13 protein-coding genes are annotated in these 11,707 nt (G+C 66.9%); 9 read left to right on the forward strand and 4 right to left on the reverse strand.

Features of this window, described 5'->3' with window-relative positions; translation table 11 throughout:
- Positions 1 to 27: 27 nt before the first annotated feature.
- The 5 genes from ORK51_RS01015 (at position 28) to ORK51_RS01035 (ending at position 5,242) form a co-directional block, all read left to right on the forward strand.
- Positions 28 to 666, forward strand: a complete 639-nt coding sequence (locus ORK51_RS01015; RefSeq protein ID WP_266083514.1) for a Rossmann-fold NAD(P)-binding domain-containing protein — start codon at positions 28 to 30, stop codon at positions 664 to 666.
- A gap of 71 nt (positions 667 to 737) precedes the next feature.
- Positions 738 to 1,616: a tryptophan 2,3-dioxygenase gene (locus tag ORK51_RS01020; protein WP_019185279.1), complete on the forward strand. Its 879-nt coding sequence runs from the start codon at positions 738 to 740 to the stop codon at positions 1,614 to 1,616.
- 243 nt (positions 1,617 to 1,859) lie between these two features.
- Positions 1,860 to 3,362 carry a peptide MFS transporter gene (locus ORK51_RS01025; RefSeq protein WP_046273049.1) on the forward strand — a complete coding sequence of 501 codons (1,503 nt, stop codon included), beginning with the start codon at positions 1,860 to 1,862 and terminating at the stop codon, positions 3,360 to 3,362.
- A gap of 8 nt (positions 3,363 to 3,370) precedes the next feature.
- On the forward strand, positions 3,371 to 3,979 hold the full coding sequence (locus ORK51_RS01030) for a thioredoxin family protein (RefSeq protein ID WP_266083517.1): 609 nt from the start codon (positions 3,371 to 3,373) through the stop codon (positions 3,977 to 3,979).
- A 120-nt stretch (positions 3,980 to 4,099) separates the two neighbouring features.
- Positions 4,100 to 5,242, forward strand: a complete 1,143-nt coding sequence (locus ORK51_RS01035; RefSeq protein WP_266083519.1) for a hypothetical protein — start codon at positions 4,100 to 4,102, stop codon at positions 5,240 to 5,242.
- 4 nt (positions 5,243 to 5,246) lie between these two features.
- Here ORK51_RS01035 and ORK51_RS01040 read toward each other — a convergent pair whose 3' ends face one another.
- Positions 5,247 to 5,735 (reverse strand): MarR family winged helix-turn-helix transcriptional regulator, encoded by a 489-nt coding sequence (locus ORK51_RS01040; protein WP_088433561.1) that lies wholly within the window; start codon positions 5,733 to 5,735, stop codon positions 5,247 to 5,249.
- 171 nt (positions 5,736 to 5,906) lie between these two features.
- Here ORK51_RS01040 and hppD point away from each other — a divergent pair, with 171 nt between their 5' ends.
- Both hppD and hmgA read left to right on the forward strand, forming a co-directional pair.
- Entirely contained in the window at positions 5,907 to 6,977 is a 1,071-nt protein-coding gene (hppD, locus tag ORK51_RS01045) for a 4-hydroxyphenylpyruvate dioxygenase (RefSeq protein ID WP_429000600.1), read from the forward strand.
- A gap of 119 nt (positions 6,978 to 7,096) precedes the next feature.
- On the forward strand, positions 7,097 to 8,398 hold the full coding sequence (hmgA, locus tag ORK51_RS01050) for a homogentisate 1,2-dioxygenase (RefSeq protein WP_266083525.1): 1,302 nt from the start codon (positions 7,097 to 7,099) through the stop codon (positions 8,396 to 8,398).
- An 8-nt stretch (positions 8,399 to 8,406) separates the two neighbouring features.
- On the opposite strand, the gene ORK51_RS01055 is transcribed toward hmgA, so the two are convergent.
- The 3 genes from ORK51_RS01055 to ORK51_RS01065 form a co-directional block, all read right to left on the reverse strand.
- Positions 8,407 to 8,634 (reverse strand): hypothetical protein, encoded by a 228-nt coding sequence (locus tag ORK51_RS01055; protein WP_266083526.1) that lies wholly within the window; start codon positions 8,632 to 8,634, stop codon positions 8,407 to 8,409.
- Positions 8,635 to 8,702: 68 nt separating this feature from the next.
- Positions 8,703 to 9,170 carry a ParC-related protein gene (locus ORK51_RS01060; protein WP_266083528.1) on the reverse strand — a complete coding sequence of 156 codons (468 nt, stop codon included), beginning with the start codon at positions 9,168 to 9,170 and terminating at the stop codon, positions 8,703 to 8,705.
- Between the two features lie 140 nt (positions 9,171 to 9,310).
- The gene (locus ORK51_RS01065) at positions 9,311 to 9,841 is read right to left on the reverse strand and encodes a hypothetical protein (RefSeq protein WP_266083845.1); all 531 of its coding nucleotides are present in this window, start codon (positions 9,839 to 9,841) and stop codon (positions 9,311 to 9,313) included.
- Positions 9,842 to 9,997: 156 nt separating this feature from the next.
- Between ORK51_RS01065 and ORK51_RS01070 the strand changes: the two genes are divergently transcribed.
- Together ORK51_RS01070 and ORK51_RS01075 are read left to right on the forward strand one after the other, a co-directional pair.
- The gene (locus tag ORK51_RS01070; RefSeq protein WP_261998100.1) at positions 9,998 to 10,579 is read left to right on the forward strand and encodes a hypothetical protein; all 582 of its coding nucleotides are present in this window, start codon (positions 9,998 to 10,000) and stop codon (positions 10,577 to 10,579) included.
- A 100-nt stretch (positions 10,580 to 10,679) separates the two neighbouring features.
- Positions 10,680 to 11,636 carry a sodium:calcium antiporter gene (locus ORK51_RS01075; protein ID WP_266083530.1) on the forward strand — a complete coding sequence of 319 codons (957 nt, stop codon included), beginning with the start codon at positions 10,680 to 10,682 and terminating at the stop codon, positions 11,634 to 11,636.
- The last annotated feature ends 71 nt before the right edge of the window (positions 11,637 to 11,707 follow it).

The raw sequence follows: 11,707 nt of genomic DNA on the forward strand, positions 1-11,707 counted from the left end.
TAGGCAATCTGACCGCAGGAGCGTGCGATGAAGGTGATGCTGGTAGGCGCAACCGGACTGGTCGGGGGCCATGTGCTGCGGCAACTGCTGGACGACCCGCGTTGCGATGCGGTGATCGCCCCGACCCGCCGCGCGCTGGATACGACGGATCCAGCGCTGCTCAACCCGGTGGTGGACTTCGCGCAGTTGCCGGCCGAGGCCGACTGGTGGGCGGTGGATGCCGTGATCTGTGCGCTTGGCACCACGATCAAGCAGGCCGGCAGCAAGGAGGCCTTCGCACGGGTCGACCATGATTTCCCGCTGGCCGTGGCGCGGCTGGCACGCGCCCATGGCGCGCATGCCTTCGCATTGAACTCGGCGATGGGCGCCGACCCGGGCTCGCGGATCTTCTACAACCAGGTCAAAGGACGGTTGGAGCAGGACCTGCGCGCGCTGGGCTATCCGTCGCTGACCCTGGTCCGGCCCGGGCTGATCGGCGGTGAGCGTGCCGAACGGCGTACCGGCGAGCATCTGGCCAGCGTGGTGCTCGGCGTGCTCGGCCCGGTGCTGCCACGCGCCTGGCGGATCAATCCGGCCGGGAACATCGCCGCCGCGCTGGTCGAGGCGGCGTTAGTGCCCACGCCCGGCGTCAGGATCGTGGGTTCGGCCGACCTGGCGGAGCGGTGAGCCGCTGACGGCCGGATGCGCGGCGACCCGGTCACTGCGCTACCCTTTCAGCCCCTTTAGCGGTCCCTGCCATGTCCGTCGATAAGAACCAACGCGATCTCGAAGCCGGTATCCACACCGATCTGGAGGGGCGGCTGACCTACGGCGGCTACCTGCGCCTGGACCAGCTGCTGTCGGCCCAGCAGCCGCTGTCCAACCCGCCGCACCACGACGAAATGCTGTTCATCATCCAGCACCAGACCTCCGAGCTGTGGCTGAAACTGCTGGCGCACGAACTGCGCGCGGCGATCGGGTTCCTGCAGCGCGACGAGGTCTGGCAGTGCCGCAAGGTGCTGGCGCGCAGCAAGCAGGTGCTGCGCCAGCTGACCGAGCAGTGGTCGGTACTGGAAACGCTGACGCCTTCGGAGTACATGGGCTTCCGCGATGTGCTGGGCCCGTCTTCGGGCTTCCAGTCGCTGCAGTACCGTTACATCGAGTTCCTGCTGGGCAACAAGAACGCGCAGATGCTGCAGGTGTTCTCGCACGACCCGGCCGGCCAGGCCCAGCTGCAGGAGGTGCTCGATGCCCCCAGCCTGTATGAGGAGTTCCTGCGCTACCTGGCCCGCTTCGGCCACCCGGTCCCGGCCGGCTACCAGGGCCGCGACTGGCAGCAGCCGCACGTGGCCGACGACGCCCTGCACCCGGTGTTCGAGCGGATCTACCAGAACACCGACCGCTTCTGGCGGGAGTATTCACTGTGCGAGGACCTGGTCGATCTGGAGACCGCCTTCCAGCTGTGGCGCTTCCGCCACATGCGCACGGTGATGCGGGTGATCGGGTTCAAGCGCGGCACCGGCGGCTCCAGCGGAGTCGGCTTCCTGCGCCAGGCGCTGGAGCTGACCTTCTTCCCGGAGCTGTTCCAGGTGCGCACCACGATCCGCAACGACGACCCGATGCCGCCGGACGCCTGATCGGGCATCGGCCGCAATAAGCCTATTCATATTTACCTGCCCCATCCGCCGTAGGGTGCGGCAGGCCCCGCCGTTGCTGCGCTGCCGGTCTCTGGCCGGAAGTTGCAGATGCAAGTTCAGCGACCATGCTGCCAGCGGTACACATCAGCGTGTATTTGACGTGAACGTGGTTGGTCTGGGATTCTCCCGCGCTGCTTTCGCACATCGGACGTGCATGTCTTCCACCGAACCCAGGAATCCCGCATGAGCGTAGACGCCGCCGCGAAATCCGTTCCCGATCCGGCGCTGCCGGAGTTCAAGACCACGCTGGGCCATCCGCGCCCGTTGTGGATGCTGTTCATGACCGAATTCTGGGAACGCTTCGCGTTCTACGGGATCCGCTGGGCCCTGGTGCTGTACATCGTCGCGCAGTTCTTCGACGGTGATTCGGCCGGCCAGGCCGCGGCCAGCCGGACCTACGGCGCCTACCTGGCGCTGGTCTACGCCGCCGCCATCTTCGGTGGCTACGTCGCCGACCGGGTGCTGGGCTACCAGCGTTCCATCCTGACCGGCGCGGTGATCATGGCGGCCGGCCTGTTCATGGTCGCGATGCCCAACAAGGAAATCTTCGAGCTGGGCCTGGCCACGATCATCATCGGCAACGGCCTGTTCAAGCCCAACATCTCGACCATGGTCGGCAAGCTGTACGGCCTGAAGGATGAGCGCCGCGACTCGGGCTTCACCATCTTCTACATGGGCATCAACATCGGCGCGATGATCGCCCCGGTGCTGACCCAGTACCTGGCCGAGCGCGTGTTCGGCACCCAGGCGATGCCGTCCTACAAGATGGTCTTCATCGCCTCGGGCATCGGCATGCTGATCAGCCTGGCCTGGTTCTACGTCGGCCGTGCCGGCCTGAAGGGCATTGGCGCCCCGCCGGCCGGTGCCGAAGGCTACGGCCGCATCGTGATGGTGTTCATCGGCGCGATCGTGGCGATCCCGGTGGCCTTCTTCCTGCTCTCCACCGGCGCCACCGCGCTGGCGTGGATCCTGGGTGTGATGTTCATCGCCCTGGCGATCCTGCTGCTGGTCGAAGGCATCCGCGAAGGCAAGGTCCAGCGTGACCGCGTGATCGCCATGCTGATCATCTTCACCTTCAACGTGATGTTCTGGATGTTCTTCGAACAGGCCGGCAGCTCGTTCACCTTCCTGGCCGACAACATCGTCAACCGCAACCTGGGCGGCTGGGAATTCCCGACCGCCTGGTTCCAGTCGGTCAACTCGGTGGCGATCATCACCCTGGCCCCGATCATTGCCTGGATCTGGATCAAGCTGGGCCGCGCCAATCCGTCGATCCCGCGCAAGTTCGGCCTGGGCCTGCTGTTCAACGGTGCGGCGTTCGCGCTGCTGATGGTGGCGCTGTCGAGCATGGTCGTGGACGGCAAGATTCCGTTCTGGACGCTGTTCATGGTCTACGTCATCCAGTCCATCGGTGAGCTGTGCCTGTCGCCGATCGGTCTGTCGATGGTGACCAAGCTGGCCCCGGTGCGCCTGGTCGGCTTCGGCATGGGCGGCTGGTTCCTGTCCACCGGCATCGGCAACAACATGTCCGGCATCTTCGCCGGCGTGGTCAGCGGCGAAGGCGGCATGACCGTGGAATCGGCCCTGAAGGGTTACACCTTCGGCTTCTGGGCGTTGATCATTTCCGGCGTGGTGCTGTTCCTGGTCGCCCCGCTGATCAACAAGCTGATGCACGGCGTCAAGTGAGGACCGCGATGCGCATGAAAGCAGCGGCAATGTCGATGATCGTGGCCGGCCTGCTGGTCGCCTGTTCGCCGTCGTCGGCGCCCACCGCTGCGCCTGCGCAGCCGCTGGACACCTCCGAGCAGAAAACCCCGGTCGCCGATCCCGGCGCACCGGTGGCCTCGGGCAACACCCCGGCCGCGGCGGACATCGCCGCGATCGCGGCGCTCAACGCCCAGTTCGATCCTGCGCGTGATCCGGTCGCCGATCTGGCCACAGCCAAGGTCGAGGCCCAGCGCGGTGGCAAGCGGATCATCCTGGATGTGGGCGGCGAGTGGTGCCCGTGGTGCCATCTGATGGACGGGTTCATCGAAGGCGATGCGGAGATCCGCAGCTTCCGCGATGCCAACTACGTCTGGATGAAGGTCAACTACAGCGAAGAAAACGAGAACGCGGCGTTCCTGTCGCAGTTCCCGGCAGTGAAGGGCTACCCGCACCTGTTCGTGCTCGACGCCGACGGCACGCTGCTGCACTCGCAGTTCACCGGCGAGCTGGAAGCGGACAAGGGGCAGAAAAAGGGCTATGACCGTGGCCGCTTCTTCGCCTTCCTCAAGCAATGGGCGCCACCGAAGGCGTCGTGATCGAAGAGGCCGCGGATTCCGCGGCCTTTTTTTTGCGCTCAATTTGTCGGCCACCCTGCCGCTACCTCCAAGGACCTCATGCCGCGCTGTTCGTGGCGGGCAACCGACGGAATTGGACGCATGCAGCCGGGCACCAGTGACACCCCCACCGATGTTTCCCTCGATGCGCCGGCCGGCGTGAGCCTGCCGCCGGTCGATGTGCTGCTGGACGACCAGACCGCGCCGGATGCGCTCGATGGCGAGGGCGGGACGCCGGCGCCGGGTGCGATCCGCTACCGCCTGCCGATGGTCTCCGTGCCCGGCAACGTGCTGCTCAAGGCCGCGGTGCAGAAACTGGTCGAGCAGAAGACGCAGCTGGACGCGCTGGCACGCCAGGGCAGCCTGACCGGCCTGATCCCGGCCGAGTGGCAGGGCAGCGGCCTGCGCGGGGTGGACCTGCAGGGCTTCGTGCTGAGCGTGGTGCCGTTCCTGCACAACGCCAGCAAGGACGAAACCGCCCCGGCGCGCGTGCCGCTCAGGCATGTACTCGGTGATGCAGGCCGCTGGGACCGGCACGACGTCGAAGAACCCAAATCGCTGGCGTTCTTCCTGGCCAGCGACGATCGCGCCAGTGCCGGTACGAAGGACCCTGCCGAGGTGTATCTGGTCGGCGCGCTCGGCCTGGCCTGGGCGCACGAGGGGCGTACCCGCCCGGGCTTCCTGCGTGCGATGGGCTACGAAAGCATGGCCGCGCGCGTGCACCTGCTGCCGTACCCGGCGCCGGCGCAGCTGGCGCTGTACAGCGTGACCGCGCACGGGGTGACGCAGCTCTGGTGCGTGCTGGATCGCCGCAAGGTGCGCCCGCTGCTGGCGCCGTGGCTCAGCGTGCCGCTGCTGACCGCCTATGGGGTCACCCCCCCGCAGAGCTGGCCGACCAGCTTCCCGGCGGTGGATGAGGTGGCCGCGATGCTGGCTGCCGCGCGTGGCGGCAAGGGGCCGGTCGAAGCGGACCTGGGCAAGGTCGCCGCCAAGGTTGCCCAGGACGCCTCCGGCGAAGCCTGGATGCCGGTCAGCCTGCTCCAGGTCGGCACGTGGTCACCGCGCTGGCGCTACTTCATGGCGACCTTCATCGGTCTGCCATCCCTGTTGCTGGTGGTGGCCGCACTGGCCTTGCCCGGGGCGATCGAAGCGGCCGCCGTGGCGGCCTCGCTGGGGTTCGCCGGCGGTGCGATCGGCGCCCTGGCCGCGCCCTGGGTGCATGCGCGGCGCAAACACCTGAGCTGAGGCGCTACTCGTCCATCCGCTGCAGGCCTTCGCCGGCCAGGCGCAGGATCAGCGTTTCCAGCATCTGTTCCTCGTCCTCGCTGAGCACGGACATCAGCTTGCGGGTGATGTCGATCACCAGCGGGGCGATGGTTTCATACACCTCGAAACCGGCCGCCGACAGCGCCAGCACCGAGCGGCGGCGGTCGTCGCCATGGGTTTCACGCTTGATGAAGCCCCGCTCGAGCAGTCTGGCCACGGCGCGGCTGACCGCGACCTTGTCCATCGCGGTGCGATCGGACACCTCGCTGGCCGACGAGCCCGGGTACAGCGCCAGGACCGTGATCACCCGCCACTCGGGGATCGCCAGCCCATAACGGTCCCCATACAGCTTGGCGATGTTGCCGCTGACACGGTTGGACAGAACGCTCAGCCGGTACGGCAGGAACTGCTCCAGATCGAGCAGGGCGTGCGAGGCGCGGATGCTGTGACTGCTGGGATCGGGCGGGCTCATGTTGCGGTGCACCTTGATGGTGGTTTCATGTGAAACTATAACCTACGTTCCGGACTCCGCATTCTCGCGGGTCTGCCTTCCTACCGCACCTGGTTTTTCCGATGCGGACTGCTTTGGAGCCACAGCATGACCAGCCAAACGAGCACCGCGTCCTACGCACCCGATCCGGGCATGCAGGTCACCACCTTCGAAAACCCGATGGGCATCGATGGGTTCGAGTTCGTCGAGTTCGCCGCCCCGGCCGGCCGTGGCGCCGAACTGCACGACTATTTCCGCAAGATGGGCTTCACCGCCGTGCTGCGCCACAAGCAGCGTGCGATCACAGTCTATCGCCAGGGCGACGTGAACTTCCTGGTCAATGAAGAGCCGGACTCGTTCGCCTCGGATTTCGCCGAAAAGCACGGCCCGTGCGCCTGCGGTTTCGCGATCCGCTTCAAGAAGCCGGGCGAGGAGGTCTACCAGATGGCCCTGGGCAACGGCGCCGAAGCGATCGACTTCAAGCCTGACACCCGCGCCGTCGCCGCCCCGATCATCAAGGGCATCGGCGACTGCATGCTGTACCTGGTCGACCGTTATGGCGCCAACGGCAGCATGTTCGATACCGAGTACGCGCCGATCGAGGGCGTGGACCCGCGCCCGAAGGGCTTCGGCCTGACCTTCATCGATCACCTGACCCACAACCTGTACTTCGGCAACATGCAGCAGTGGTCGGATTACTACGAGCGGCTGTTCAACTTCCGCGAGATCCGCTACTTCGACATCAAGGGACTCAAGACCGGCCTGGTGTCCAAGGCGATGACCGCGCCGGATGGCATCGTGCGCATTCCGCTCAACGAATCCTCCGATCCGAAGAGCCAGATCAACGAATACCTCGACGCCTACAAGGGCGAGGGCATCCAGCACATCGCCTGCTTCACCGAGAACATCTACGAGACGGTGGAAGCGATGCGCGCCCAGGGCGTGGAGTTCCTGGACACGCCGGAGACGTATTTCGACGTGATCGACATGCGCGTGCCCAACCACGGTGAAGACGTGGCCCGGCTGGCGAAGAACAAGATCCTGATCGATGCCGATCCGGAGACCAAGCAGCGCAAGCTGCTGCAGATCTTCACCACCAACTGCATCGGCCCGATCTTCTTCGAGATCATCCAGCGCAAGGGGAACGAAGGGTTCGGCGAAGGCAACTTCACCGCGCTGTTCGAGAGCATCGAGCGCGACCAGATGAAGCGCGGCGTGCTGTAAGACGCGCGCTGTAACGCACCGGCAGCTGCCCGCGTTACGCTGCAACGATGGCATCGGCGTCCGCGCCGGTGCCATCGGCTGTACTCCCTTGCCATCCACGCCTCCGGCGGAGCAGGACCATGAACAACCCGATGTCATCGCGCGGCTACCAGATCGGTTTCGGCAACGAGTTCGCCACCGAGGCGGTGCCCGGTGCGCTGCCGGTGGGGCAGAATTCCCCGCAGCGTGTCGCCCATGGCCTGTATGCCGAACAGCTGTCCGGCACCGCATTCACCGCGCCGCGCGGCAGCAACCGCCGCAGCTGGGTGTACCGCATCCGCCCCGCGGTGACCCACGGCGAGTTCACCCCGTTCACCCAGCCGCACCTGCACGGTGACTTCGCGCAGGGTGCGGTCTCGCCCAACCAGCTGCGCTGGGATCCGTTGCCGCTGCCCGGCACGCCCACGGATTTCGTCGAGGGGCTGTACACGATGGGCGGCAACGGTTCGCCCGACGCCCACCATGGCGTGGGCATCCACCTGTATGCGGCCAACCGCGACATGCAGGGCCGCTACTTCTACAACGCCGATGGCGAGCTGCTGATCGTTCCGCAGCTCGGCCGCCTGCGCCTGCTCACCGAAATGGGTGTGATCGAGATCGAACCGCAGCAGATCGCGGTGATCCCGCGTGGCGTGCGCTTCCGGGTCGAACTGCCCGATGGCGATGCACGCGGCTACGTCTGCGAGAACTTCGGCGCCCTGCTGAAGCTGCCCGACCTGGGCCCGATCGGGTCCAATGGCCTGGCCAATCCGCGCGACTTCGAGACGCCCCACGCCGCATTCGAGAACGTCGATGGCGCGTTCGAACTGATCGCCAAGTTCGAGGGCCAGCTATGGCGCGCGGACATCGATCATTCGCCGCTGGACGTGGTCGCCTGGCACGGCAACTACGCGCCGTACCGCTATGACCTGCGCCGCTTCAACACGATCGGCTCGATCAGCCACGACCACCCCGATCCATCGATCTTCCTGGTGCTGCATTCGCCCAGTGATACAGCGGGCACCAGCAACATGGATTTCGCGATCTTCCCACCGCGTTGGCTGGTCGCGCAGAACACGTTCCGCCCGCCGTGGTTCCACCGCAACATCGCCAGCGAGTTCATGGGCCTGATCCACGGTGCTTACGATGCGAAGGCCGAAGGCTTCGTGCCCGGCGGTGCTTCACTGCACAACTGCATGAGCGGCCACGGCCCGGACGCGGCGACCTTCGAGAAGGCCTCCGCCGCCGACCTGAGCAGACCGGACGTGATCAAGGACACCATGGCCTTCATGTTCGAAACCCGCGGCGTGATCCGCCCGACCGCCCAGGCGATGGCGGCAGCGCACCGCCAGCGCGGGTACCAGCACTGCTGGCAGGGCTTGAAGGCGAATTTCTCGGGGTAAGTGGGCGCTCAGCTGCCGTCCGACCTGCGGGTAGGCAACACGCGGTCAATGTAAACGTCGTTGCCGTTGCGTTGGTAGGCGATCAGATACCGGCCATCGCGCGTTGCATACAGGAACGCCCCTTTGATGGCATCGAGGCGGTAGACCGCCGGGCCATCCAGGGCCTCTCCTTCGTTCTCGATCGCATCGTCTCGCGCTACGGCTGCGATGAACAGGCGCGGGTCCGGCAGTGCCATGGCGCGATCGAAGGCGGCAACAAGTTGTTGGGTTCTATCCTCAAGGGCCAGCCTGCCCCACGCAACCGTCATTTCGTGGACGGGCGGCGCTTAAATGCCGTTTGCAACTCGTCACCGAGTCGCGTTTTCAGCGCCGCCATGTGCAGGTGCGCATCGGTACCGGACAGTGCCGGCCGTGAATCCGCGCGCGCTTCAGCCACTGCTTCACGGATGCGTTCCAGATAGGCCGAGTCTTCATGCAGCCGCTTCAGCACCCGGGCCCGATCCGGTCGCGAGCGGCGCGGGGGTTCGGCGCCAGCCGTCGCCGAGGCGTCTACGCGATAGCGTGTGATCCCCAACCGGGCCAGGACACGTGCGGCCGCCGCGACGCCAGAGAAAATGCGCGGCGTCCCATCTTTGGTGGCCAACGCACGGTCGCTGTTCTCCAGGGCGAAGGTGACAACGTAGCCTCCCGCTTCCGCGGTCACCGTCGTTTCGCGCAGGCTTCCGGCGTCGGCGAGTTCCCGGGCAGTCGCCAGTTTGATCGTTTCGACCATGATCGACTCCCAATTAACTGTTATTTGGGAATCATACATTAGTAAAACCTCACTGGCGGGTAGGGCTCCTACCCTGCGCGCAGCTTCTTGCCGCGTCCAATTCAATGTCCTCATCGAAACCGGATCCGGTCACTACAGCCTCAAACCGCCGCGATCTGGAACCGCTCGGCATGCGCCGTCGGCAGCACCTCCAGCAACCGCTGCCGCACCCGTTCGGCGTAGCCGGTCGAGGTCAGCCCGGGCAGCGCCTCCAGCGCGGCGTGCAGTGCGGCCATGACCGCGTCGTCGCTGCGGGCCTGCTGCAGGGTGTGGAACAGCGCCGCCGCCTGCGGATGGCGCTGCAGTTCCAGGATGTCGAGCAGGTAGATCCGCGCGGCGACCAGCGAGCGGCGGCGTTCGGTCACCGGGGCCAGCGCCGCGGTCGGCATCACGCTGGGCGCGGGCGCGGCGGGCGCGACAACGGTGACCTCCGCGGCCGCACTGGACACCAGATACCCGCTCTGGATCAGCTGGATCACCATCGCCGGGGTCTCCGGGCCTACCAGCTGGCCCAGCTGGACCAGGTCACGCTGGCCATCGCACAGGATCAACAGCCGGCGCTGGCGCATGTCCAGCGGAGCGCGGTGGGCCTGCAGCGCGGTGCGGGCAAGGTCGGTCTTCTGCGGTTGCATGGGGGCGGGGTCGATGCGGTGCAGGCCGAGCCTGAACGCGGCAGGTGAAACGCCGATGACAACGACAGCGTGCATGCCGCCCACACGGCGCACGCGCTAGGCTGCGCCCATTCACCGGGAGATGCAGGCATGAAACAGCTGGGAAGCGTGATGGCACTGGGGATGGTGCTCGCCTTGGCCGCGTGCGGACGCGCGCCGGAAACCCCGTCCAGCGACGCCGAGGCAGCGGTGCCTGCGCCGGCAGCGGATACCGCGCCCAGCGCGCCCGCCACGGCGGCATCGGGCACGCCAACAGCGGGCCCGGCACGCCTGGACGGCTACGGCCCCGTCGCGTTGGGCAGTACGCTGGAGGAGGTCCGCGCGGCCTGGAAAGAACCGCTGCAGGGCGAGGTCGCCGACGACTACTGCCATGCGCTGCGACCCGAAGGCGCACAGGCCGAGGACGTCATTTTCATGATCGAGGGCAAGCGCCTGGTCCGCTATGACGTGCGCAACGACCGCACCGTCGCCCCCGGTGGCGGCAAGGTCGGCATGTCGCTGGGCCAGCTGCAGACGCTGTACCCCGACCGCGGCGATCTGACCCCGCACAAGTACGACGCGCAGGGCCACAACCTGCGCGTGCGCCCGGCGGCCGAGGGCGGTGCGCTGATCAACTTCGAGATCAACGGCGATGGCAACGTGACCGCGTGGCGCGTTGGCAAGACACCGCAGGTCGACTACGTGGAAGGCTGTTCCTGAGCCACCGCTACCGCCTTGGCCCGGGTGCCGGGGCGGGCGTTCACCGTTCGGGCCGGGCGGGCCCTAGAATCGGCCCACATCCGTCACCGGGGAGCACCAGATGATCGCTGCCACTGTTTGGTTCGTGCTGGGCCTGGTGCTGTTGGCACTGGGCGGGGACAGCATCGTCCGTGCCGCCTCCGGGCTGGCCCAGCGCTTTGGCGCCTCACCGTTCGTGGCCGGGCTGCTGCTGGTGGCCTTCGGCACCTCGCTGCCGGAACTGGTGGTCAACGCCCGCGCCTTCGTGGTCGGGGCGGAAGAACTCGCGCTGGGCAACGCGGTGGGCAGCAACATCGTCAATGTCGGCCTGACCCTGGGGCTGGCGGCGCTGGCCGCACCGCTGCTGGTCCGTGCGCGCCTGCTCTCGCCGCTGCTGGTGTGCCTGGCGGCGGCAAGCCTGCTGCTGATCCTGTTCGGCCTGGATGGCGTCATCGCGCGCTGGGAAGGGGGGGTTCTGCTGCTCGCCTTCGTCGGGCTGCTGGTGTTCCTGCTGCGCCGTGCGCGGTTGGAATCCGAGCCCGTGCGCGAGGCCATCGCCGGCTATGCCATGACCCGCACCGGGCTGTTCCTGAACCTCCTGCGGCTGCTGTTCGCGGCGCTCTGCCTGTATGTCGGCGCGCGCTGGGTTGTGCAGGCCGCGCCGGTGTTCGGCGCCGGGCTGGGCTGGTCGCCGTTGCTGGTTGGCCTGTTGCCGGTGGCGATCGGCTCCGCATTGCCCGAAGTGGCGGCGGCGATCGCAGCGGCGCGGCGTGGGCAGGGTGACATGGTGCTGGGCCATGTGATCGGCTCGAGCCTGTTCAACCTGCTGGTGGTGGTCGGCGGCATGGCTGCCCTGCGCCCGCTGGCGCTGCCCGCATCGTTCGTGAAACTGGAGCTGCCGGCGGCGATCGCCTTCGTGCTGGTGCTCTATCCCATGCTGCGCGGTGACCTCACCATCAGCCGGCGCGAAGGCGCGGTGCTGGTGGTGGCCTTCGTCGGCTGGATCGCGCTTGAGCTGGCGTTGATCGGCAGCGTGTGAGGTTGACGGCCAACCGTTGAAGCAGCCGGCCAGCGGCCGGCCCTACCGCTTCACAGGCGTGTTGCAGCCGA

This window comes from Stenotrophomonas sp. RIT-551 (genome assembly GCF_026241915.1).
Lineage (GTDB): Bacteria > Pseudomonadota > Gammaproteobacteria > Xanthomonadales > Xanthomonadaceae > Stenotrophomonas > Stenotrophomonas bentonitica_A.

What these genes read in the sequence shown, in the direction of transcription:
- ORK51_RS01015 (WP_266083514.1), top strand. Translation starts at nt 28, where the DNA reads ATGAAGGTGATGCTGGTAGGCGCAACCGGACTGGTCGGGGGCCATGTG.
- ORK51_RS01020 (WP_019185279.1), top strand. Translation starts at nt 738, where the DNA reads ATGTCCGTCGATAAGAACCAACGCGATCTCGAAGCCGGTATCCACACC.
- ORK51_RS01025 (WP_046273049.1), top strand. Translation starts at nt 1,860, where the DNA reads ATGAGCGTAGACGCCGCCGCGAAATCCGTTCCCGATCCGGCGCTGCCG.
- ORK51_RS01030 (WP_266083517.1), top strand. Translation starts at nt 3,371, where the DNA reads ATGCGCATGAAAGCAGCGGCAATGTCGATGATCGTGGCCGGCCTGCTG.
- ORK51_RS01035 (WP_266083519.1), top strand. Translation starts at nt 4,100, where the DNA reads ATGCAGCCGGGCACCAGTGACACCCCCACCGATGTTTCCCTCGATGCG.
- ORK51_RS01040 (WP_088433561.1), bottom strand. Translation starts at nt 5,735, where the DNA reads ATGAGCCCGCCCGATCCCAGCAGTCACAGCATCCGCGCCTCGCACGCC.
- hppD (WP_429000600.1), top strand. Translation starts at nt 5,907, where the DNA reads ATGCAGGTCACCACCTTCGAAAACCCGATGGGCATCGATGGGTTCGAG.
- hmgA (WP_266083525.1), top strand. Translation starts at nt 7,097, where the DNA reads ATGAACAACCCGATGTCATCGCGCGGCTACCAGATCGGTTTCGGCAAC.
- ORK51_RS01055 (WP_266083526.1), bottom strand. Translation starts at nt 8,634, where the DNA reads ATGGCACTGCCGGACCCGCGCCTGTTCATCGCAGCCGTAGCGCGAGAC.
- ORK51_RS01060 (WP_266083528.1), bottom strand. Translation starts at nt 9,170, where the DNA reads ATGGTCGAAACGATCAAACTGGCGACTGCCCGGGAACTCGCCGACGCC.
- ORK51_RS01065 (WP_266083845.1), bottom strand. Translation starts at nt 9,841, where the DNA reads ATGCAACCGCAGAAGACCGACCTTGCCCGCACCGCGCTGCAGGCCCAC.
- ORK51_RS01075 (WP_266083530.1), top strand. Translation starts at nt 10,680, where the DNA reads ATGATCGCTGCCACTGTTTGGTTCGTGCTGGGCCTGGTGCTGTTGGCA.